This is a genomic window from Agrobacterium sp. T29, from assembly GCF_006970545.1.
Lineage (GTDB): Bacteria > Pseudomonadota > Alphaproteobacteria > Rhizobiales > Rhizobiaceae > Agrobacterium > Agrobacterium leguminum.
In genome coordinates this window covers 1,855,052-1,878,117 of the sequence record NZ_CP040641.1, presented here as the reverse complement: position 1 = coordinate 1,878,117, position 23,066 = coordinate 1,855,052, and the positions used below count along the sequence as shown (strand labels likewise).

Here is a 23,066-nt window from a genome sequence, read left to right as displayed (position 1 = left end):
GACGGAGGCGGCATTGCGACATCCCGTTGCCTGCACACGGCAGCAGAAGTGACAGGAAGCCCGCAAATCCTCCCGATTTGACGATTTTCAAAATACCCGAACCCGCCGATAAATATTGCTTTGCGGCCGCCGTCGCTGTATTTCAGCGCCCATGACCGACACGACCATTCTCCCCCGCCCGGAAGTCTCTGGTGATTTCCTTGTGGCCGCGCTTTATCATTTCGCCCGCCTGCCGCGGTTCGAGAGCCTGCGCGAGCCGTTGTTTGCGCTCTGCCAGGAAAACGGCGTCAAGGGCACGCTGCTGCTTGCTGCCGAAGGTATTAACGGCACCATTGCCGGGCCGGATGCGGGCATCCACGCCGTGCTCTCCTTCCTGCGCGCCCAGCCGGAATTCGCCGCGCTGGAGCACAAGGAAAGCCGCGCTTCGCACATGCCTTTCGTGCGGCTGAAGGTGAAGCTCAAGAAAGAGATCGTTACCATGGGCGTGCCGGATATCGATCCGAACCGCATCGTCGGCACCTATGTCGACCCGCGCGACTGGAACGAGCTGATCTCCGATCCGGATACGATCGTCATCGACACCCGCAACGATTATGAGACCGCCATCGGTATCTTCAAGGGTGCGGTCGATCCGCAGACGAAAACCTTCCGCGAATTTCCCGACTGGGTGAAGAACAATCCCGGCCTGCACAACAAGCCGAAGATCGCCATGTATTGCACCGGCGGCATTCGCTGCGAAAAGGCCACCGCCTTCATGAAGGAACAGGGTTTCGACGAGGTCTATCACCTCAAGGGCGGCATCCTGAAATATCTGGAAGAAGTGCCGGAAGAAGAAAGCCTGTGGGAAGGCGCCTGCTTCGTCTTCGACGAGCGCGTCTCGGTGGTGCACGGCCTTGCCGAAGGCGACCACCAGCTCTGCCACGCCTGCCGCAACCCGATTACGCCGGAAGTGCGCCTATCCCCCAAATTCGAGGAAGGCGTGTCCTGCCCGAGCTGCTACGATGACCGCAGCGAAGAGGATCGCCAGCGTTTCCGCGACCGGCAGCAGCAGATCGAACTGGCAAAGAAGCGCGGCGAGCGGCATCTGGGGCGGTAATCCCCGTCGGCTATCGGACTGCATAACGGTTGGGGTTTGTTTGAGCGGGCGCCGCGTGTTTCTTCTCGCCGTCGGGGAGAAGAAATGGGCCGCACCTTCAGGTGATCAAGAATGGGTGGAAGTAATCAGCCTCACGCCCCTGCCCGCAACGCAAAGAGCGGCGCGTCCTGCCCGTCCAGCATGGCGGTGATCTCTTCCGCCGCGACCGGTTTCGAGAACAGGTAACCCTGCAACTCATCGCAGCCGCACAGATGCAGGATGGCCGCCTGCTCTTCCGTTTCCACGCCTTCAGCCGTCACCGGAATATCGAGCGACTTTGCCAGCGCCACGGTGGCCTGCAGCATTTCCAGCGACCGGCCGCCCTTGTCGAGCGCCATGATCAGCGAACGGTCGATCTTCATGCGGTCGAAACCGAAGCGGCGCAGATAACCGACGCTGGCGAAGCCGGCGCCGAAATCGTCGAGCGCTATATGCAGGCCAAGCTGCTTCAGCTTGTCGATGGCCGCACTCGCCCGTTCCGGATGCTGGATGAAATAACCTTCCGTCATTTCCAGCCGCAGCCTTTCGGGCGGCGTCTGCGTCGCGTCGAGAATATCGGCCACATGGCCGGAGAAGGCCGGATTGCGGAACTGCACGGGAGAAATATTCACCGAGAGCTTGATGGACGGCCATTGCTGCGCCGTCTCGCAGGCCTTGTGCAGGACGAGAAGGCCGAGCCGGTCAATAAGGCCGCTGGTTTCGGCAGCGGCAATGAAGATATCCGGCGGCACGAAGCCATATCCCGGCCGCTGCCAGCGGGCCAGCGCCTCCACCCCGGTAATACAGCGCGTGGCGGCGCTGACGACCGGCTGATAGACCACCTGTATCTCGTCGTTCAGAATGGCGGAGCGAAGATCGGCTTCGAGCTGCAGCTTTTCCTCGCGCAGCGCATCCATCTTCAGCTCATAGGAAACGTAACGCCCGCGTCCGTTCTCCTTGGCCTGATACATGGCCATATCGGCACGCCGCAGCAACTCCTCGCCATTGATATCGCCGGCGCGGGAAACCGAGGTGCCGATGCTGCAGCCGATGCTCGCCACCCTTTCACCGATGCTGAAAGGCTCGGTAAAGAGCTCAAGAAGCGCCAGACACAGTTTGCGGCCTTCGGCCCAGACGTCGTTGCCCTGAATGGCGATGGCGAATTCGTCGCCGCCGAGCCGCGCCAGCACCGCGCCTTCCGGCACCAGCACTCTCAGCGCCGCCGCCACGCCCTTGATCAGCCGGTCGCCGGCGGCATGGCCGTAGGAATCGTTGATTTCCTTAAAACCGTCGAGATCGAGATAGAGCAGCTTGATATCCGTCTTGTCATGGCGGCCCCTGTCGACCATGCGGTTCAGCCTGGCGAAGAGCCCGGCGCGGTTGCTGAGCCCGCTCAGCCGGTCGCGCAGCGCCTCCTCCCGCGCCGCTGCCTCATCCGCCTTCAGGCGGTCGAGCGTGGCCGAACCGATGATGAGCAGCACCAGAAAAAACGTGCCGGCAATGCCAAGCGCGGTAAAGACGACCGGACGCGCCTCATGAAAGCTGACATCTCCCGGCAGGTGCGAGCGCCAGACGAGCCGCGCCAGCACCTCCCCCAGCGGATTGACGATATCCACATGGTTGGCGGCAGGCCCGTCGCCATATTGCAGTTCCAGACCGTCGATGACGTAATTGCGGGCAAGCTTGTCCACCGTCGCCTGCTTGAGATGACGGGCGAAAACCAGATAACGCCGCTCCGCACTGACCGGCGGCAGCGCCCCGGACTTCAGCCGCACAAGCGCAACCCCCGCGGCGGCGACGCCATCGCCGGTCTTGACGAAACCGGTCACCTGCGAGGTGATGCCCGGACGTATGGAGCGCACGCGCTCGATCATTTCCCTGAGACCGCCGGCAAAATAGGCGTCCGGCTTCCATGCCACCGGCTTGCCGTCCTGATAGGCCATGCGGACCTTGCCGTCCTCATCGATGACCACGGCCGTATCGAAGAGATCGTTATTGACCGTCATCTCGCCGTAATTGCTTGCCACCCAGTCGAAACGATCAGGGGCATAGACATATTCGGCGGCATCGTCCCAGGCGGCGTAGTCGTTCAGCGTCGCGCCGAGCTGTTCGCGAAAAGTGACGAGGGCGCCCGCCGTCGTTTCGCGCGAACGGGCATTGTCAAGCAGGTTGGCCTTTTCCCGAACCTGGCTCAAGGCGGATAAAACCAGCGCGGTGACGATGATAAGCACCAGTGCGAAGGTGGACAATACGACGCCCACGGCGGTTCTGCGCCCGACCGGCAAATAGTCCCCAATGTTGCGCGGCGCAATCCGCATAAAATCCCCTTCGAAAGCATCATCTTCCGAAGGAAACATTCAAAAGCGGTTAAGCCGCATTGTGGCCCCGCCCCAAAAAACTACGGGTATAAAACGACAGTCTGGCAGAGGCGCTGAAAAATCCTTCCCTAAAATGCCCCGGGTTTTTCATGGAAGGCGGATTTGCGTCCGTCCGGAAAAGAAAAAACCTCCCCCGCGAACGGGAGAGGTCGTGATTTTTTTAGACCGGGATGGCGAAAAGTGTAAGCGGTTTTCGCCTTAAATACCGGTCTGATCTAGTGCTGGAGCGGCTTACCAGGACGGGATGACCGTGCCGTTGTACTTTTCCAGAATGAAGGCCTTCACTTCCGGGCTCTGGTAGGATTCAACCAGCGTCTTCACCCACGGCTTGTCCTTGTCCTGCGCACGAACGGCGATGACGTTCGCGTAAGGGGACTTTTCGCTTTCGATGGCGATGGCGTCCTTCTTCGGGTTCAGGCCGGCAGCCGTCGCATAGTTGGTGTTGATGACCGAAGCGTCGGTATCGTCAAGCGAGCGCGGCAGCTGGGCGGCGTCGAGCTCGACGATCTGGATGTTCTTCGGGTTTTCGGTGATGTCGGCAGGCGTTACCTTGAGGCCGGCCTCTTCCTTGACCTTGAGCACGCCCTTGGAAGCGAGAACCAGCAGCGCGCGGCCGCCATTGGTCGGGTCGTTCGGAATGCCGACGGTTGCGCCGTCCTTCAGCTCGTCGAGGTTCTTCACCTTCTTCGAATAAACGCCCATCGGGGTGGTGATGGTGGTGCCGACGCTGACGAGATCGAACTTGCGGTCAGCGATCTGGTTGTCGAGGTAAGGCTGGTGCTGGAAGGAGTTGGCCTGCAGCTCGCCATCGGCCAGCGCCTGGTTCGGCACGACATAGTCGGAGAATTCGACGATATCGATATCGAGACCCTTGGCGGCAGCGATCTTCTTCACCTGCTCCATGATCTGCGCATGCTCGGCGGGGGTTACGCCGATCTTGATGGTCTCGGCCAGCGCCTGACCGGCGGTGAAGAGAGCGGCGAGCGAAGCCGCGAGAATGAGTTTCTTCATGGGTGTCTCCTTGGGTTGTTATTATAAACGCAGTTAATTCTTCCGGGTCCGCTTGTCGAAGCTGCGGGCCAGCCTGTCGCCGGCGCTCTGCACCAGCTGCACCAGCACGATCAGCACCAGAACCACGACCAGCATCACATCCGGCATGAAGCGCTGGTAACCGTAGCGGATGCCGAGATCGCCCAGCCCGCCGCCGCCGACCGCGCCGACCATGGCCGAATAACCGATGAGGCTGACCAGCGTGAGCGTCAGCGCCAGCGTGATGCCGGGCTTGGCTTCGGCCAGAAGCACCTTGGTGACGATCTGCAGCGGCGTGGCGCCCATGGCGCGGGCGGCCTCGATCAGGCCCTTGTCCACCTCGCGGATCGCCGCTTCCACCAGCCTTGCGATGAAGGGTACGGTTGCGACCGTCAGCGGCACGATGGCCGCGCTGGTGCCGATGGAAGTGCCGGCGACGAGGCGGGTGAAGGGAATGATCGCCACCACCAGAATGATGAAGGGCGTGGAGCGCGCGGCGTTCACGACGAGGCCGAGGATCCGGTTGGTCATCGGCGCCGGAAACAGCTCGCCCTTGCCGCTGGTGGCAAGGAAAACACCCATGGGCACGCCGATCAGCGAGCCGACGATGCCGGCAACGGCGACCATGTGCAGCGTCTGCAACAGGCCCTTGGAAAGAAGGCTGAACAGCATATCAGGCGACATAACCGAGCACCTCCGTGTGAAGACCGGTCTCAGCATAAAAGCGATTGGCGCGGGCGGTGACATCCGCCGAGGCCGGATAGGAGACGACCAGCGAGCCGAAGGGCTGGCCGGAAATTTCCTCGATGGTGCCGGCAAGGATGTTCACGTCCGGGCCGATTTCGGCGACAAGGCGCGCCGTCAGCGGCTGGAAGGCCGTCTCGCCGAAAAACACCAGGCGCACCAGAACACGGTCGCCTTCCGCCGCCTGCGGTTTCAGGCCCGAAGTGACCCAATGCGGCAGCTTCACGCCGACCGAGGACGACAGCAGGCTGCGGGTCGTCTCGTGTTTCGGCGCGGTGAAGATATCGAAGGTCGTGCCTTCTTCCACGATCAGGCCCCTGTCGATGACCGCCACCTGCGAGGCGATGGTCTTCACCACCTCCATCTCGTGGGTTATGAGCAGCACGGTGAGCCCCAGCTCGGCATTGATGCGCTTCAGCAGTTCAAGAATGGATTGCGTCGTTTCCGGATCGAGCGCGGATGTCGCCTCGTCGGAAAGGAGCAGCTTCGGCTGGGTGGCGAGCGCACGGGCGATGCCGACACGCTGCTTCTGGCCGCCGGAGAGTTCCGCCGGATAACGATTGGCCTTGTCGGAGAGCCCGACGAGATCGAGCAGCGGCGCAACGCGCGTTTCGATCTCCTTCTTGCCCATGCCGGCGATTTCGAGCGGCAGGGCCACATTATCGAAAGCGGTGCGCGAGGAGAGGAGATTGAAATGCTGGAAGATCATGCCGACGGAACGGCGCAGCGTGCGCAGGCTCTTTTCATCGAGCGCCGCGACATCGACGCCATCGACGACCACGCGGCCAGTCGAGGGCTTTTCAAGGCCGTTGGCGAGGCGGATGAGCGTGGATTTGCCCGCACCGGAGCGGCCGATAATGCCGGTGATGGAGCCTTTCGGCACGACGTAGTCGATACCGGCAAGGGCTGCGAAACCGGGCTTGCCGCCGGCGCCGCCAAAGGTCTTGGTCACGCCTTCAAACGTGACCATAGGCTCCTTTGCCGACCCTTCAGGGACCGCCTGTTCTTGGCGCGCGGGGGATGCCGCGCTGGATGGAAAACTCATTGTAAACTCTGGGAATGCGTGACGGATCGGGTCTCAAAAAATCCTGTTGCGGTGCTGAACCGCTCTCTTCATGCAGCCTTCGGGCACATTCGATGACAGCTGATTTTCCGGGTCATTTCGTCAGGCTTTCACTCAGAAATGCCGGGGATCGGCAATTCGATGGCGCATACTTGCCCGCACACGCCACCTTTTAACAGGGATGTTTTTTCAATTATCTGAAAAGAGAGGAAAAATCTACCGCAAAGCCGCCAAGGCGGCCCTGCGGCAGTCAAGATTTCGCGACGATATGAAAATCACACGCGGCTGGTGAATTCCTCGAGCGGGCGGCGGACCTTTTTCAGGTTCACCAGCCAGTCGCCATCCGGCTGACGATAACCGAGCGGCAGGATGGTGACGGAGCGCAGGCCCTTTTCGCGCAGGCCGAGGATTTCATCGAGCTTTGCCGGGTCGAAGCCTTCCATCGGGGTGGAATCCACGCCCTCGAAAGCGGCCTGCGCCACGGCCATGCCGAAGCCGATATAGGCCTGACGGGCGGCGTGTTCGAAATTCACATGCTGCTCGCGTTGCGGATAGGTGGAAAGCAGCATCTGGCGATAGGCTTCCCAGCCCTCATTCTTGATGCCGCGTTCTTCGTTGACCAGATCGAACATGTGGTTGATCCGCTCTTCGGTGTAATTGTCCCATGCTGCAAAGACCAGCAGATGCGAACCGTCGGTCACCTGCGCCTGGTTCCAGGCGATCTCGCGGATCTTGGCGCGGACTTCCGGATCGGTAACGACGATCACTTCGAAGGGCTGCAGGCCGCTGGAGGTAGGCGCAAGCCGCGCCGCCTCGACAATGCGCTCGACCTTGTCTTCCGACACGGCCTTGGAAGGATCCATTTTCTTGGTGGCGTAACGCCAGTTGAGTTTCTCGATAAGCATGTTCGTTTTCCCTGGGAGGACCATCCCGCCCTGCCCCTTGGACGCCAGAACGGGTGCTACGCCTTCGTAGCCCGTCTGACATAGGAGGCAGGATGGCGGGCGCAAGCAGGCACCGCCGGGTAACCGATAAAAAAGTTTGGAAAACTGATAATAAGGTGGGAGAACTTTATTGCGACGGGCGCTGACACGTCGCCTGCTACCGGATGCGGCGCGTAAAGTTCATGCACGGCCGTCCCCCAACCCTCATTCCTGTGCTTGTCACAGGAATCCAGCCGACACGCGTCTGCGTGGCGGAAAGACTCTTTTCAGCCCAAGGACTTGGGCTGGCTGGATCCCTGTGACGAGCACAGGGATGAGGGAGGTGACCGTTACGGCTTCGCCAGACCATGGTTCCCCTTCGGAAAGCCCGAAGCCAGCGCGCTGTACCATTTGCCGCTGTTCTTCAGCGTCCGCACCTGCGTGTCGTAATCCACATGCACGAGACCGAAGCGCATGCGGTAACCCTCGGCCCATTCGAAATTATCCATCAGGCTCCAGGCGAAATAACCGCGCATCGGATAACCGTCGCGGATGAGATCGGCGACGATATCGAGGTGTTCGGCGTAATAGTCGAGACGCGGCTGGTCATCCACCTCGCCGTTTTCGACGCCCATATTATAGCAGGCGCCGTTTTCGGTGATGTAGCAATCCGGCAGGTCGTAACGCTTGTAGAGCGTCTCCACCAGCGACTGGAGCGCCGGGGCATAGACCTCCCAGCCGATATCGGTCGTCACATCGCTGATGGCGGGGGCCGGATGGGTGGCAGGGAATTCCGCGCCCGGTGTCGCATCGTCGGCAACGCGCATCGGCGTGTAATAATTCAGACCCCACCAGTCTAGCTTCTGGCTGATGATGGAAAGGTCTTCAGCCTCCACCACCGGCATGCGGCTTCCCAGCGCCTCCATCATCTCGGCCGGATATTCGCCCTTGAAGACCGGATCAAAAAACGCACCGTTGTGGAACTGGAAGGCCCGTTCGGCGGCCTTGAGGTCAGCGTCGCTATCGGAAGCCGGGATGACGGAGTGGGCATTCAGCACCAGCCCCACCGGCACTTTCGGCGCGACATGGCGAGAGGCTTCCACGCCGAAACCATGGGCGAGATTGATGTGATGCATAGCGGCAAGGGCTGCCTCCATGTTGCGCTCGCCCGGCGCATGGATACCATAGAGATGGCTGAGCCACACCGCGCACCAGGGTTCGTTGAAGGTCGCCACCGCATCCAGCCGGTCACCCAGACGAGCCATCACGGTCTTGGCGTATCGCTGGAAGGCGTGCGCGGTGGAGCGCGAGGCCCAGCCGCCGTCGCCCATCAGCGTCAGCGGCAGGTCCCAATGGTAAAGCGTCGCATAGGTCTTGATGCCGCGCGCCTTGCAGCCATCGACGAGGCGGTCGTAAAAATCCAACCCCTTCTCGTTGATCGGCCCGAAACCATCCGGAATGATGCGCGGCCAGGCGATGGAGAAACGATAGGCCTCGACGCCCATGTCCTTGATGAGATCGAGATCCTGCTCCCAGCGATTATAATGATCGCAGGCAATATCGCCATTGTGACGCTCGAAGACGTGGCCCGGCATATTGCAGAAGGCATCCCAGATGGAGGGCTTGCGACCGTCCGCCTTGGTGGAACCTTCGATCTGGAACGAGGCAGTCGCGACGCCGAACAGGAAGTCGCCGGGGAAACGGGCTGCAAGCGTTTTGGGATCGGTCATCGAAGAGGCCCTTGTCGTCCATCGGGTGTGAAAAGATCAGCAGCGGTTTAGACCATGTCGCTTGCGAGGTACAGTCGGACTCGGCGGAATCTACAACGTTTCAGGCGCGCGGTTAACAAGTCCAAAGCGCTTTGCATGCGCAAACGTCGCCGCGGCGCTTGGCCGGCGGCGTGGAAGGCAGGCCCGGTGAATGCGGGTGGAATAGGTAGTGGTGGAAGTATTTGCATGCACCGGGCCGCATTATAGAGACCATAATCACGGCCTCTCACTTACAGCTTTTTAACGACATCTATCCGATCAGCCCTTCCCGCCTCTGGCCGTGCGGGACGCCTCTCTGAAACACGGTCTGCCAGAACCATGCTTGTCGATGCCGGCAGCCGGTTCGCAAAAGGCGCCGCGCGTATCGCCCTTCCGTTCCGGTTGCGGGAGGAATGATGTCGCCAAAGAGGGTGACGGGGATGGAAGAGGACGGATTTTTTCGGAAGTGACTGAAAAGGAAGGAGGGGTGGCGCGGAGTTGTCCTCGCCTTTGGGAAGAAATGGCGAGCGCGCCCCTCATCCGGCCCTTCGGGCCACCTTCCCCCCGGCCGGGGAGAAGAAATGTGCTGTGACCGCAGCATATTCTCAGGAGAGGTCGCTTTGGGCAAAGAGCACCCTGCTTGTTCTTCTCCCCGCCGGGGAGAAGTGCCGGAGCGAAGCGAGGCGATGAGGGGGCAACGTTGCCGTCACCCCCTCCAACCCGTCAAACGTAACGATTGACCACGTTTTCGAGATATTCCTGACGGCCGGACTTCGGCTCGGGATTGATATCCTCGCGCTCCACCAGGGCGGCAATCTCTTCCAGCTTCAGCTCGCCGCGCAGCATCTTCTGGGCTTCAGCCGAATCCCATTTGGCGTAACGCTCCGCAAGCGGCTTCGACAGCGCGCCGTCCTCGATCATCTTCGCCGCCGCCTTCAGGCCGCGGGCGCAGCAATCCATGCCGCCAATATGGCCGATCAGCAGGTCCTGCGGATCGAGCGACTGACGGCGCAGCTTGGAATCGAAGTTGGTGCCGCCGTTCTTGAAACCGCCACCGGCCAGAACATGGTAATAAGCGAGCGCCATTTCCGGCACGTTGTTGGGGAACTGGTCGGTATCCCAGCCCGACTGGTAGTCGTTACGATTCATGTCGATGGAGCCGAAAATGCCGAAGGCATTGGCCATGGCCAGTTCGTGTTCGAAGGAGTGGCCAGCGAGAATGGCGTGGCCCTGCTCGATATTGACCTTCACTTCCTTTTCCAGACCGTTCTTCTGCAGGAAGGCGTAAACGGTGGCGACGTCGTAGTCATACTGGTGCTTGGTCGGCTCCTGCGGCTTCGGCTCGATCAGGATCGTGCCTTCGAAGCCGATCTTGTATTTATATTCCACCACCAGATTGAGGAAGCGGCCGAGCTGGTCGAGTTCACGCGACAGATCGGTGTTGAGCAGGGTCTCGTAACCTTCACGGCCGCCCCACAGAACATAGTTCGCGCCGCCGAGCTTCTTGGTGGCGTCCATGCAGGTCTTCACGGTCGCGGCGGAGAAAGCGAAAACATCCGGGTCGGGATTGGTCGCCGCACCCGACATGAAGCGACGGTTGGAGAAGAGGTTCGCCGTGCCCCACAGAAGCTTCACGCCGGTATCGGCCTGCTTTTGGGCAAAATAATCAACGATCTCGTTGAGGTTCTTCGTATTCTCCGCAAAGTTCCGGCCTTCCGGGCGCACATCGGCGTCGTGGAAGCAGTAGAACGGCGAACCGAGCAGCGAGAAGAATTCGAAAGCCACATCCGCCTTCAGTTTCGCCGCCTGCATCGTATCTTCGAACCATGGGCGCAGGAAGGTCTGGCCGCCGAAGGGATCGCCGCCCGGCCATGTGAAGGTGTGCCAATAGGCCACCGCAAAACGCAGGTGATCTTCCATGCGCTTGCCGGCGACGATTTCGTCGGGGTTGTAATGACGGAAGGCCAGCGGGTTGGTGCTGTCGGGGCCTTCATATTTGATCTTGGCAATATCGCCGAAGAAACCTGTGCTCATGGTGATCCTCCTTGGTGGGTTTAGATGGTGTTCGGTATAGGTTGGAGGGCGTGGCTCACCCCCCTCTGTCCTGCCGGACATCTCCCCCTCCAGGGGGGAGATCAGCAGGACACTATCTATCGCTCCATACTCGACCTCGCATGAGGACGAGATGTAGCCGCTTGTCGATCTCCCCCCTTGAGGGGGAGATGCCCGGCAGGGCAGAGGGGGGTGAAGCCGCACACACCGTGTCTCAATGCGAAAGCGCCCGAATAGCCGGATAAAGCGCATGATAGCGCCGGTAAGCCTCCTCATAGGCGCCGGCCAGCGCCGCCACCGGCTCGATGGTCCGCGCCGTTTCCGGCTGCGCGCAGACCGCCACCGGATCGGCCCCGGTCGCGGCGATGAGGCCGAGGCGGGCCGCGCCGAAAGCGGCGCCGAAATCGCCCTCGGCCGGAATATCGACGGGCACGCCGAGCGAGGTAGCGATGGAGGCCAGCCAATAGGCCGAGCGCGAGCCGCCGCCGATGGCGGTGACGCGGGAGATGGACGTGCCGGCCGACTTCAGCGCTTCGAGATTGTCACGGATCGCGAAAGTCACGCCTTCCAGCACCGCCTGGGTCAGCGCCTTGCGGTCGCTTTCATGCGAAAGGCCGATGAAGGAGCCGCGGATGGCGGCGTCGTTGTGCGGGGTGCGCTCGCCAGAGAGATAGGGCGCGAAGGTGACGCCGGTCGGCGCAAGCAGCGTTTCGCCCAACTCGCCGGTCAGATCGGCGGCGGATTGGCCGGTGAGGCGCGAATACCAGTTCAACGCATCGGTGGCGGAGAGGATGACGCCCATCTGGTGCCAGGTATTGGGCAGCGCGTGGCAGAAGGCATGCACGGCGCTTTCCGGCTTCGGCAGGTAAGATGCATTGGCGGCAAAAAGCACGCCGGATGTGCCGAGCGATACGAAGGCGTGGCCTTCCTTCACCGTGCCCATGCCGCAGGCGGAAGCGGCATTGTCTCCCGCGCCGCCGGCAACGACGGTGCGGCCGGAAATGCCCCATTCGGAGCCAAGTTCGGCGCGCAGCACGCCCGCCTCATCCGTGCCTTCCACCAGCGAGGGCATGTGTTTTTCATCCAGCCCGGTGGCGGCAAGAAGCTCGGAAGACCATTTGCGCGCGCCGGTATCGAGCCAGGAGGTGCCGGCGGAATCGGACATTTCGGAGATATAGTCTCCCGTCAGCCACAGACGCAGATAATCCTTCGGCAGCAGCACCTTGGCCACTTTCGCGAAGATTTCAGGTTCATTCTTCGCCACCCAGGCAAGTTTCGGCGCGGTGAAGCCGGGGAAAACGATATTGCCGGTGATCCTGCGGAAACGCGGATCGGCATCCAGCGCGGCGGCCTCGGAATGGGAGCGCGTGTCGTTCCACAGGATGCAGGGGCGCAGCACCTTGCCGGCCGCGTCGATCAGCGTCGCGCCATGCATCTGGCCGGAAAGGCCGATGCCCTTGACGGCGGCAAGCTCCTTCGGAAACTTCTGCTTCAGGCCGGCAACGGCGGTTTTCGTCGCGGCAATCCAGTCGGCCGGGTCCTGTTCCGACCAGCCGTGATGCGGGCGCGAAACGTCCAGCGAGCCGTTGGCCGAGCCGATGATTTTCTGATCGCCGTCCATCAGCAGGGCTTTGACGCCGGATGTGCCAAGATCGAGACCGAGATACATGTATTTCTCCATTCCGGCGCGCCATGCGCCGCTTTCAGCTTTTTTTTAAAAAAAAGTAGACGCATTTCCGGACGGAAAACCGGCGGCCACTTTTCCTGGAAATGCTCTCATCAGGGAAGATTGTCCCTGAGGAATATGTCGATACGGATACGTTCCTGCGCGGCGATGACGGGCAGACCGTCGGCCCGCGCCTTCAACACGCGGATGGCGCTGCGTACTTCGTGGCCGGCATCCTGGTTGAGCACGGCGTCCAGCAGCCCTTCCCGCAGCGCATTGGCGGTGTTTTCCGTCAGTTCATGGGCGATGACCGAAAGCGCTCTTTCGCCCTCTGCCGCGCCAAGCGCCCGGATGAGGCCGCGATTGCCCGCGCCGAGGCTGTAGATGCCTGACAGCTCGGCATTGCCGAGCGCCTTGCGCACCAGCGTCTCGACGGTGAGCGGATCGTCCCTGCCCTCCAGCACCGGCAGCAGCCGCAATTGCGGAAACTCGGTCTCGATGACGGCGCGAAATCCTTCCAGACGTTCGCGATGGTCGCGCACCAGCATGGAGCCGGCGACAACCGCGACATCGCCGCCGCGCCCGGAGAGAAAACGTCCCATCAGGCTCGCCGCCGTGCGCCCGGCCGCGACGTTGTCCACACCGGCATAATGATCCCGCCGCGAACCGGAAAGATCGGACACCAGCGTCACCGTGGCGATGCCGTCTTCGGTGAGCCGGTCGGCGGCTTCCGCCACATCTTCGGAATCGGTGGCGACGAAGGCGACGCCCGAGGGATTTTCCCGCCGCGCGACTTCCAGAGCCTCCGTCAGCGCGGAAGCATTGAAGGGCGGCACCTCGATGACGCGGATCGCCGTGCGCTCCAGATGCGCCCGTGCCGCTGCGGCCCGCACTTCGGCGCGCAACGTCGCCATGAAGGAATTGTCATTGCCCGGCAGGATGAAGACCAGCGAATAATTGCGGCCCTTGGCCAGATTGGCGGCCGCGATATCGCGCACATAACCAAGCTCGGCAATGGCCGCCTCCACCCGTGCCCGCGTTGCCGCATGCACGCCGGGGCGCATGTTCAGCACCCGGTCGATGGTGGCGAGGCTGACGCCCGCCCGCTCGGCGATATCGTGAACTGTCGGCTTCATGGCACCTCCCTCCCCTTGCATATCCAGCTTTGCAGTCGAGGTAAACTGAAAAATGATGTACGTACCTCATATTTCGCGGAAAGCGGTGTCGGGTTGGTGGCTCTTCGCGAAACGGTGCCGCGCGTTTCTTCTCCCCGAGGGGGAGAAGGTGGCCCGAAGGGTCGGATGAGGGGGCAAGCTCTCCGAATATCTCTACCCTCGCCCCCTCATCCCGCTGCCGCGGACTTCTCCCCGGCGGGGAGAAGAAATATGCCGCCCTCGCTCGCTCCATATTCAAAACAAAAAAGGGGCCGTCATTTCCGACGGCCCCAGCTCTGCGGTGGATGGGAGGGGATTCTTGTTAGTGCGCCGCGTCTGGCGGCGGCGCTGCCTTGGGTTTCTGGATCAGCACGGTCATGAAGATCAGGCTCGAGAACAACAGTGTCAGCGCGAAGAACACATCCGCGAAGGCCAATATCCATGCCTGCTGCGAGACCATGCCAACCAGTTTCTTGACGGCGACGGACGCGCCGTCCAGCCCGTAGGAATCGTAGTTGGCGCCGACACTGTTCAGCCATTCCAGCGCCTGCGGGTTGGAATAGCTTACATGTTCGGCCAGCCGCACATAATGGTCGTCCGTGCGCTGCGACAGCATGGTGTTGATGATGGCAAGACCGACCGCGCCGCCGAGGTTACGGGTGAGGTTGAACAGGCCGGACGCATTGCGGATGCGGGCCGGCGGCAGGGTGCCGAGCGCGATGTTGTTGATCGGCACCATGCACATCATCAGGCCGAAACCGCGCAGGATCTGCGGGATCAGCAGCTCGTAGAAATCCCAGTCGGTCGTCACATGCGTCATAATCCATGTGCCGCAGCCGAAGCTGATGAAGCCGATGGCCATCATCGCCCGCGGATCGAGCTTGGTGGAGACCTTGCCGGCAATCGGCGCGGTGAAGAACATGGCGAGACCGGAGACGAACATGGTCTCGCCGATCATCAGCGCATCGTAACCACGCACCCGGCCGAGATAGAGCGGGTAAAGATAGGTCAGCCCGTATAGCCCGATGCCCATGACGAAGGAGAAAAGCGAGCCGATGGAGAAGTTGCGGTCGGCGAAGGCGCGGATATCGACGACAGGGAATTCCACCTTGAAGGCGCGCCAGAAGAACACGGCCGCGCCGATGACCATGGCGACCGTTCCCATGACGATATGCTCGTCGTTGAACCAGTCCTTGTTGTTGCCCTCTTCAAGCACATATTCCAGCGAGCCGAGGAAGACGGCCATGGAGATCAGCCCCCACCAGTCGAACTTCTTCCACAGCGACTTTTCCGGCTTGTCGAAATCGATCAGGCTCCAGGTGAGGATGGTGACGATGATGCCGGGGATGATGTTGACGAGGAACAGCCAGTGCCAGGAAAAAGCATTGGAGAGATAACCGCCGACCGTCGGGCCGATGGTGGGCGCAAGCGTGGCGACGAGACCGATGATTGGTGACACGACCGAACGCTTCGAGGGCGGGAAGATCGTGAAGGCGGCGGCGAAGACGGAGGGGATCATGCCGCCGCCGATAAAGCCCTGGATCGCGCGGTAGACGATCATCTGGTCGATATTGGTGGCTGTGGCGCAGAGCGCGCTCGATATGGTGAAGCCGGCCGCGCAGGTGGCGAAGAGCACGCGCGTGGAGAGAATGCGCGCCAGCGTGCCCGACAGCGGGATCATGATGACTTCGGCGATCAGATAGGAGGTCTGCACCCAGGCGATCTCATCGGAACCCGCGCCGAGACCCGCCTGGATTTCCGCCAGCGAGGCGGAGACGATCTGAATGTCGAGGATGGACATGAACATGCCGAAGACCATCGCGAAGAAGGCGATGAGCCTGCGCCTGTCCATCGGGGGATCGGCGGGGATGGACGCCCCGCCCGTACCGACAACCGTAGCCGCCATGATCTTGACCTCAACGGCGCATCAGCGATGCGCCTTACTTGGCTTCCGGGTTAACTTGCGCCGTTCTGGTGCCTTCCGTCGCCGTGCGGGTATCGACATCGACAACGACGCTGAGGCCGGCGCGCAGATTGTGCTTTGCAAGGTCTTCCTTTGAGAAGACGATACGAACCGGCACACGCTGGATGACCTTGGTGAAGTTGCCTGTCGCATTTTCCGGCGGCAGCATGGAGAAGACCGAGCCCGAGCCGGGCGAAATCGACTGCACCGTGCCCTCGATCGTCGCATCGTCAAAGGCGTCGACATGCACGCGCACCTTCGAACCGGGCACGACGCGGGCAAGCTGCGTTTCCTTGAAATTGGCGTCGATATAAAGCTCGTTCATCGGCACCAGCGAAGCCAGACGCTTGCCGACCGAAACCAGATCGCCGTTCTGAACCGCCAGATTGCCGATGACGCCGTCATAGGGCGCCTTCAGAACCGTGAAGGAAAGATCGCGGGCGGCCTTGTCGCGGGAAAGCTGCAGCGAACGGATCGTGCTTTCGGCTTCCTCGCGCTGGGCGCGCAGGAGTTCCACATTGGCCTTGGCCGACGAGATGGCGGCATCGCCGGCCACGACATTCGCCCTGGCCTGATCGAGCGCGACCTGCGCATTGTCGGAAGCGGCAACCGTGCCGACATCCTTCGCCTGCAGCTCGCTGGCGCGCTTCTGGGTGATTTCGGCACCGCGAAGGGCGGCATCCAGCGCACCCTTCTGGGCGACGGCCTGTTCCAGCGAAGCTTCGCCGCCGACGATCTGCGCATCGATGCGCTTCAGCGACAGTTCTTCGGTGCGGATCTGGGCTTCGGCCTGATCGAGCGCGATGCGATAATCGCCGTCGTCCAGCGTCACCAGCGGATCGCCCGCCTTGACTTCCTGGTTCTCGACCACGTTCACCTTGGCGACATAGCCCGAAACCTTCGGTGCGATGACGGCGATATCCCCTTCTATATAGGCGTCGTCCGTCGACACCATGAAGCGGCCGTCGACCCACCAGTTGTAACCGTACCAGCCGGCGCCGGCGAGAAGGGCAACCGCGATGACCGGCAGAAGCTTGGAACGCTTCTTCTGCTTCGGCGCCGCAATGGTCTGGGGCTGCTGCGGCGGCGCGGCCTCAGCCGGCTTTGCCGGAGAGGTCTCGGCCTTGGCGGAGATATCCGCCTCTTCCGCATCGTTGACGGCGCGAACCGCGCTATTCTTCTGGGCCGACATGGGAGCTTACCGTGATAAATTGAAGAAAGTTTTTCGAACTGAACCGTTCGGTTCGATTGACATAATCTCTTTCCTGACACATATCAAGTGTTATCGAACCGATTGGTTCGACGTTCGGTTAATTTTTTTTACGCCATTGCGATGCTAAGAGACGGTAGCGATGGCAGGTGAAGACAGGGATATGGAGACGGAAACGGAAACGGGCTGTCCGGGCAATGCCGCCGGGCGTTTTGCGGCGGGTGAAGACCCGGCCAAACGCGAGCAGATTCTGGCGGGCGCCTGGCGTGTGTTCAAGCGCAAGGGTTTCGATGCGGCCAGTATGAACGACATCACGCGCGAGGCGGGCGTTTCCAAGGGCACGATCTATGTCTATTTCTCCAACAAGGAGGATCTGTTCGCGGCGCTGGTCGATCACCACCGGCAGGAATTCGCCACCTCCATGCGCAATATTCTGGCCGGCACCGAAGAGGTGCGCGACGGGCTGAGACAATTCGGCAAGGCCTTCGCCAACAAGATGATCTGCTCGGAGATGATCCCGGCCATGCGCTCGGTCATCGGCGTCATTGACCGCATGCCGAAGCTGGCGCAGCGCTTCTTCATCGCCGCACCCAACAATGTCCGCACCGTGCTTCAGGATTTCATCGAGCACCATGTCGCGCTCGGCCATCTGAAGGTCGATGACGTGGAGCTGGCCGCCCGGCAATATATCGAGCTTTCCACCGGCACCTTCTTCAAGCTGCGCCTGTTCGGAGAGATAGAAGGCCCGGTTCCGGAAGAAGAACTGGACCGGGTGATCGCCAGCGCCATCAAGGTATTCATGGCCGCCTACGGAACCGACAAGGCCTGAAATCATTTAGAGTTTTTTCGCTTTTCTCCGAATCGCGAAAACACTCTAACTCTTTGTTCTGGCGCATTCCCGGACGGAAAACCGGGGGCCACTTTTCCTGGAAATGCACTCGCAACGGTGTGAACGCCAATACGCGGTCTGCGCGAAATTTCGATGAAATCTTGCGCCCCGGAGCCATCAACTCCTTGTTTCTCGCGTATTGCGCTATAAATTCCACCCACCGAATGTTTCGGCTGGCCTTGTTGCTGAAAGGAAAACCTACCTGATGGAGTCCATTCTCCCTCTTCTATCTGACCCCGCCGCCTGGGTGGCGCTCGTCACGCTGATCGTCATGGAGGTCGTGCTCGGCATCGACAACCTGATCTTCATCTCCATCCTCACCAACAAGCTGCCGCCCGAACAGCGTGAAAAAGCCCGCAAGATCGGTATAGGCCTTGCGCTCGTCATGCGCCTCGGCCTGCTCGGCACCGTCGCATGGATCGTGCAGCTCACCACGCCGGTTTTCGAAGCCTTCGGCCCCCCCTTCTCGTGGAAAGACATGATCCTCATAGCGGGTGGTCTCTTCCTGGTATGGAAGGCGACCAAGGAAATTCACCACAATGTCGACCCGGAAGATCACAAGGAAGACATGGTGGGTGGCCCGGCCGCGATGAATTTCGGCGCCGCCATCGGCCAGATCCTGCTGCTCGACCTTGTTTTCTCTGTAGACAGCATCATCACCGCCGTCGGCATGACACCGCATCTGCCGATCATGATCGTCGCCGTCGTCGTGGCCGTCACCGTCATGCTGCTGGCCGCAACGCCGCTCGCCAACTTCATCGAGCGCAACCCCACCATCGTCATGCTGGCGCTCGCCTTCCTGATGATGATTGGCACGACGCTGATCGCCGAAGGCATGGGCTTCCATGTTCCGAAGGGCTACGTTTATGCCGCCATGGCGTTCTCGGCGCTGGTGGAACTTCTCAACATGCTGGCCCGCAATGCGAGGCAGCGCAAAAAGGCGGAGGCGGCAGGCGATACGCACTAACGGCATCTCGCCACCGTCATTCCGGCCTTGAGCCGGAATCCAGCCAGCCCAAGTCTTTGGGCTGAAAGGACTCTTCTCGCCGCGCAGACGCGCGGCGGCTGGATGCCGGATCAAGTCCGGCATGACGGAAATAAACTGATTTCTTGCAAAAATCATGAGCGTTTCTCATGCGCCAAGGTTACGTTTATATTCTTGCATCCAAAAGAAACGGTACGCTCTATACTGGCGTAACAAGCGACCTTTCTCACCGTTTATATGAACATCAGAACAACCGGACGCCCGGATTCACAACCCGTTATGGCGTTAAGACGCTTGTGTGGTTCGAAACATACGATCTCGTCACGGACGCAATTGCGAGAGAAAAGACGATAAAAAACTGGCCGCGGGCATGGAAGATCAAGTTGATTGAAGATCTCAATCCAGCCTGGGACGACATTGCCCATTTTCTTCTCTGACGATGCCTCCGCTCCGTCATGCCGGACTTGATCCGGCATCCAGCCAGCCCAAGTCCTTGGGCTGAAAAGACTCTTCTCGCCGCGTGAGGCCGCGTCGGTTGGATGCGCGCTCACGGCCGGTATGACGAAGAGATAGGAATGACATCACCAACCCGGAACCGCTTCACCCCGGCTTGCGTTCTTCGATATCCTCATCGATAGAGTCATTCCCGCCGCCTCTCCTTCGAAAGCATAAGCCAGCATGACGACAGACCAGATCCTCGCCTTCACCGTCATCGCCGGAATGATGGTCGCGTTCATCTGGGACAGGCTGCGTTACGATGTCGTGGCCTGCAGTGCGCTGCTCGTGGCCGTGGCGCTCGGCGTCGTGCCTTTCGAAAAAGCTTTTTCCGGTTTTTCGGACGATATCGTCATCATCGTCGGCAGCGCGCTGGTGGTCAGCTCGGCGGTGGCGCGGTCGGGCATCGTCGATATGACGATCAAGAAATATTTCCCCGAAATGCACTCCAAGAGCCTGCAGCTCGCCTTCCTGATGATCGTCGTCGCCGTCATGTCGGCCTTCATCAAGAATATCGGCGCGCTCGCCATCATGATGCCGGTCGCCTTCCAGTTCGCCCGCAAATCCGGCAGCCCGGTCTCCTATTATCTGATGCCCATGGCCTTCGCCGCCCTGCTGGGCGGTCTGATGACGCAGATCGGCACCTCGCCCAACATCGTCGTCTCGCGGCTGCGCGAGGAAATGACCGGGCAGAGTTTTTCGATGTTCGACTTCACCCCCGTCGGCGCGGGGCTGACCGTCATCGGCATCGTCTTCCTGACTTTCGGTTACCGGCTGCTGCCGGTGCGCAACCGCCAGCAGGCATCGGTGGAGGATATTCTCGACCAGTCCGCCTATACCGCCGAAGCCACCCTGCCCGCCGACAGCACCCATGCGGAGAAGCCGCTGCGCGAATTGCTGAAACAGGCCGATGGCGATGTGATCGCCAGCACCATCCTGCGCGGGCCGCGGCGCATCTCCCCCTTCCCCGACGTGACGCTGAAGGCGGGTGACACGATTCTCCTCGAAGGCAGCCCGGAGGGGCTGGACCGCATCGTCTCGCAGGCGAAGCTTCTGCTTTCCGGCAAGCCGCTGATGGAAAACGGCCAAAAAACCGCAGATCTCATTTCCATGGAAGCGGTGATCAGCAATGAATCGGTTCTGAACGGCATTTCGGCGCGTGAACTCGCGCTGTCCTATACGCGTGGCGTCAATCTGATCGCGGTGAGCCGTCGCGGCCAACGCGTCAGCCAGCGGCTCTCCGAGCTGACATTGCAGGCGGGCGACGTCATTCTTTTGCAGGGCAGCCGCAAGAACCTGCCGCAGGTATTGCAGGAATTTTCGCTCTTGCCGCTGGCGCAGCGGGAAATCCTGCTGGGCGTGCAGCGCCGCGCGCTTCTGCCCGTCATCGTGCTCGCCGCCGCCATGATCGCCGCCGGCAGCGGGCTGGTGCCGGTCTCCGTCGCCTTTTTCGCCGCTGCCTTCATGATGATCGTGGTCGGCGCCATCCCGCTCACCGAGGTCTATAAATCCATCGACGGGCCGATCCTCGTCATGCTCGCCGCCCTCATTCCCGTCAGCGACTCGCTCCGCACCAGCGGGGCGAGCGAGTTGATCGCCGCATGGCTCGGTCACGCCGCGCAGGGATTGCCGCCCTTTGCGGCGCTTGGCATGATCCTGCTCACCGCCATGGCAGTGACGCCCTTTCTCAACAATGCCGCCACCGTGCTGGTCATGGCCCCCATCGCCGCCGGTTTCGCCACCACACTCGGTTTCCGGCCAGAGGCCTTCCTGATGGCGGTGGCTATCGGTGCCGGCTGCGATTTCCTCACCCCCATCGGCCACCAGTGCAATACGCTGGTCATGGGTCCCGGCGGTTATCGCTTCAGCGACTATCCGCGCCTTGGCCTGCCGCTGTCGATCATGATCGTCATCGCCAGCATTCCCATGCTGCTTTACATCTGGCCAGTGAACTAGGGCTCTCAGCTGGGACGCTGAACCAGCGCGGGCTTCGTATTTCCTTGACGCCTGCGGCAGAATATGGCCTAAGCCGAAGCCGAACGGGAATGTGCAAAAGGCGCTTTCATTGCGTCTTCCAACATGATTTCCTGCCGCATCCAAACGAAAACATCGTGACAGACGGGTGAAACCGCCCCGATGTCACTGCCACGTCACGACGAGTGAATTTCATGACCACTTCCGGCGTTCGCGTCCGCATCGCACCTTCCCCCACCGGCGAGCCGCATGTCGGCACCGCCTATATCGCGCTGTTCAACTATCTCTTCGCCAAGAAACATGGCGGTGAGTTCATCCTGCGCATCGAGGATACCGACGCCACCCGCTCGACCCTCGAATATGAGCAGAAGGTGCTGGAAGCGCTGCGCTGGACCGGGCTGACCTGGTCGGAAGGCCCGGATGTCGGCGGCCCTTACGGTCCCTACCGCCAGTCCGAGCGCAAGGCCATGTATTGGCCTTATGCCGAAGAGCTGCTGGAAAAAGGCCATGCCTTCCGCTGTTTCTGCACGCCCGAGCGGCTGGAAGAAATGCGCGAAGCCCAGCGCGCCGCCGGCAAGCCGCCGAAATATGATGGCCACTGCCTCAACCTGAAAGCCGAGGAAGTCACTGCCCGCGTCGCCGCCGGCGAGGCCAATGTCGTGCGCATGAAAATCCCGACCGAAGGCTCGTGCGATTTCCATGACGGCGTTTATGGCGATGTTTCGATCCCGTGGGATTCGGTCGATATGCAGGTGCTGATCAAGGCCGACGGCATGCCGACCTATCACATGGCCAACGTCATCGACGACCATCTGATGAAGATCACCCATGTGGCGCGCGGCGAAGAATGGCTGGCATCCGTGCCCAAGCACATTCTGCTTTACCGTTATTTCGGCTGGGACCAGCCCACGTTCATGCATCTTTCGCTGATGCGCAACGCCGACAAGTCCAAGCTTTCCAAGCGCAAGAACCCGACCTCGATCTCCTATTATTCCGCGCTGGGTTACCTGCCGGAAGCGCTGATGAACTTCCTTGGCCTGTTCTTCATCCAGATCGCCGAAGGCGAAGAACTTCTGACCATGGACGAGCTGGCGGCGAAGTTCGATCCGGAAGCGCTGTCCAAGGCCGGCGCGATCTTCGACATCCAGAAGCTGGACTGGCTGAACGGCCGCTGGCTGCGCGAGAAGCTTTCGCCGGAAGAATTCATTGCCCGCACGCTGGAATGGGCGATGGAAAATGCCCGCCTGACCGAAGGCCTGAAGCTTGCCCAGAGCCGCATTTCCAGACTCGGCGAATTGCCGAACCTCGCCGGCTTCCTGCTGGCGAGCGATGTCGGCCTGACGCCGGCTTCCTTCGCGGGTCTCAAGAGCAAACCCGAGGAAATCCACGAAATCCTCACCACGGTTGCCGCCGACCTCGAGAAGATGCCGGACTGGAATGTGGAAGCGATCGAGGCGGAGCTGCGCGATGTCGCCGAACGCACGGGCAAGAAGCTGCGCGTCGTGACGCCGCCGCTTTTCGTCGCCGTCTCCGGTTCCTCGCGCTCGCTGCCGTTGTTTGACTCGATGGCGCTGCTTGGCCGCTCCGTGGTGCGCCAGCGGCTGAAGATGGCGATTGCCGTTGTGGCCACGATGGTGGGCAGCGGAAGCTGATGATGACGTGCTGGCGGTGACGCCGGC

At 61.1% G+C, this 23,066-nt stretch carries 17 protein-coding genes; 6 read left to right on the top strand and 11 right to left on the bottom strand.

The annotated features are described in order from the left end of the window. Positions 1-151: 151 nt before the first annotated feature. Positions 152-1,096, top strand: a complete 945-nt coding sequence (locus FGF54_RS23670; RefSeq protein ID WP_142781352.1) for a rhodanese-related sulfurtransferase — start codon at positions 152-154, stop codon at positions 1,094-1,096. A 131-nt stretch (positions 1,097-1,227) separates the two neighbouring features. Here the strand turns inward: FGF54_RS23670 and FGF54_RS23665 are convergent, their stop codons facing one another. The 11 genes from FGF54_RS23665 to FGF54_RS23610 all read right to left on the bottom strand — a co-directional run bounded on the left by FGF54_RS23665 (position 1,228) and on the right by FGF54_RS23610 (position 17,026). Then, complete coding sequence (locus FGF54_RS23665; RefSeq protein WP_168208226.1) at positions 1,228-3,471, bottom strand: EAL domain-containing protein; 2,244 nt, start codon at positions 3,469-3,471, stop codon at positions 1,228-1,230. A gap of 252 nt (positions 3,472-3,723) precedes the next feature. Beyond that, positions 3,724-4,503 carry a MetQ/NlpA family ABC transporter substrate-binding protein gene (locus tag FGF54_RS23660; RefSeq protein ID WP_004433407.1) on the bottom strand — a complete coding sequence of 260 codons (780 nt, stop codon included), beginning with the start codon at positions 4,501-4,503 and terminating at the stop codon, positions 3,724-3,726. 33 nt (positions 4,504-4,536) lie between these two features. Beyond that, positions 4,537-5,205 (bottom strand): methionine ABC transporter permease, encoded by a 669-nt coding sequence (locus tag FGF54_RS23655; protein ID WP_004433403.1) that lies wholly within the window; start codon positions 5,203-5,205, stop codon positions 4,537-4,539. Further along, the gene (locus FGF54_RS23650; protein ID WP_080857906.1) at positions 5,195-6,235 is read right to left on the bottom strand and encodes a methionine ABC transporter ATP-binding protein; all 1,041 of its coding nucleotides are present in this window, start codon (positions 6,233-6,235) and stop codon (positions 5,195-5,197) included. The genes FGF54_RS23655 and FGF54_RS23650 overlap by 11 nt, the downstream gene beginning before the upstream one ends. 368 nt (positions 6,236-6,603) lie before the next feature. Further along, entirely contained in the window at positions 6,604-7,233 is a 630-nt protein-coding gene (locus FGF54_RS23645; protein WP_142781350.1) for an NAD(P)H-dependent oxidoreductase, read from the bottom strand. A 368-nt stretch (positions 7,234-7,601) separates the two neighbouring features. Then, positions 7,602-8,981: a GH1 family beta-glucosidase gene (locus FGF54_RS23640; protein ID WP_142781349.1), complete on the bottom strand. Its 1,380-nt coding sequence runs from the start codon at positions 8,979-8,981 to the stop codon at positions 7,602-7,604. 741 nt (positions 8,982-9,722) lie between these two features. Beyond that, entirely contained in the window at positions 9,723-11,033 is a 1,311-nt protein-coding gene (gene xylA / locus FGF54_RS23635) for a xylose isomerase (RefSeq protein ID WP_065656360.1), read from the bottom strand. 232 nt (positions 11,034-11,265) lie between these two features. Further along, positions 11,266-12,720 (bottom strand): xylulokinase, encoded by a 1,455-nt coding sequence (gene xylB / locus FGF54_RS23625; protein WP_142781625.1) that lies wholly within the window; start codon positions 12,718-12,720, stop codon positions 11,266-11,268. Between the two features lie 110 nt (positions 12,721-12,830). Next, positions 12,831-13,853 (bottom strand): LacI family DNA-binding transcriptional regulator, encoded by a 1,023-nt coding sequence (locus FGF54_RS23620; protein ID WP_142781348.1) that lies wholly within the window; start codon positions 13,851-13,853, stop codon positions 12,831-12,833. A gap of 340 nt (positions 13,854-14,193) precedes the next feature. Continuing rightward, complete coding sequence (locus FGF54_RS23615; RefSeq protein ID WP_065656357.1) at positions 14,194-15,777, bottom strand: DHA2 family efflux MFS transporter permease subunit; 1,584 nt, start codon at positions 15,775-15,777, stop codon at positions 14,194-14,196. A gap of 34 nt (positions 15,778-15,811) precedes the next feature. Further along, positions 15,812-17,026: an HlyD family secretion protein gene (locus tag FGF54_RS23610; RefSeq protein ID WP_142781347.1), complete on the bottom strand. Its 1,215-nt coding sequence runs from the start codon at positions 17,024-17,026 to the stop codon at positions 15,812-15,814. Between the two features lie 160 nt (positions 17,027-17,186). Here FGF54_RS23610 and FGF54_RS23605 point away from each other — a divergent pair, with 160 nt between their 5' ends. The 5 genes from FGF54_RS23605 (at position 17,187) to gltX (ending at position 23,039) form a co-directional block, all read left to right on the top strand. Then, positions 17,187-17,873, top strand: a complete 687-nt coding sequence (locus tag FGF54_RS23605; protein ID WP_059758536.1) for a TetR/AcrR family transcriptional regulator — start codon at positions 17,187-17,189, stop codon at positions 17,871-17,873. Positions 17,874-18,138: 265 nt separating this feature from the next. Beyond that, positions 18,139-18,900, top strand: coding sequence for a TerC family protein (locus FGF54_RS23600; RefSeq protein ID WP_142781346.1), 762 nt, complete (start codon positions 18,139-18,141; stop codon positions 18,898-18,900). Positions 18,901-19,067: 167 nt separating this feature from the next. Continuing rightward, positions 19,068-19,355, top strand: coding sequence for a GIY-YIG nuclease family protein (locus tag FGF54_RS23595; protein ID WP_142781345.1), 288 nt, complete (start codon positions 19,068-19,070; stop codon positions 19,353-19,355). Positions 19,356-19,596: 241 nt separating this feature from the next. Then, positions 19,597-21,369, top strand: a complete 1,773-nt coding sequence (locus FGF54_RS23590) for an SLC13 family permease (protein WP_142781344.1) — start codon at positions 19,597-19,599, stop codon at positions 21,367-21,369. 212 nt (positions 21,370-21,581) lie between these two features. After that, the gene (gltX, locus tag FGF54_RS23585) at positions 21,582-23,039 is read left to right on the top strand and encodes a glutamate--tRNA ligase (protein ID WP_080840437.1); all 1,458 of its coding nucleotides are present in this window, start codon (positions 21,582-21,584) and stop codon (positions 23,037-23,039) included. The last annotated feature ends 27 nt before the right edge of the window (positions 23,040-23,066 follow it).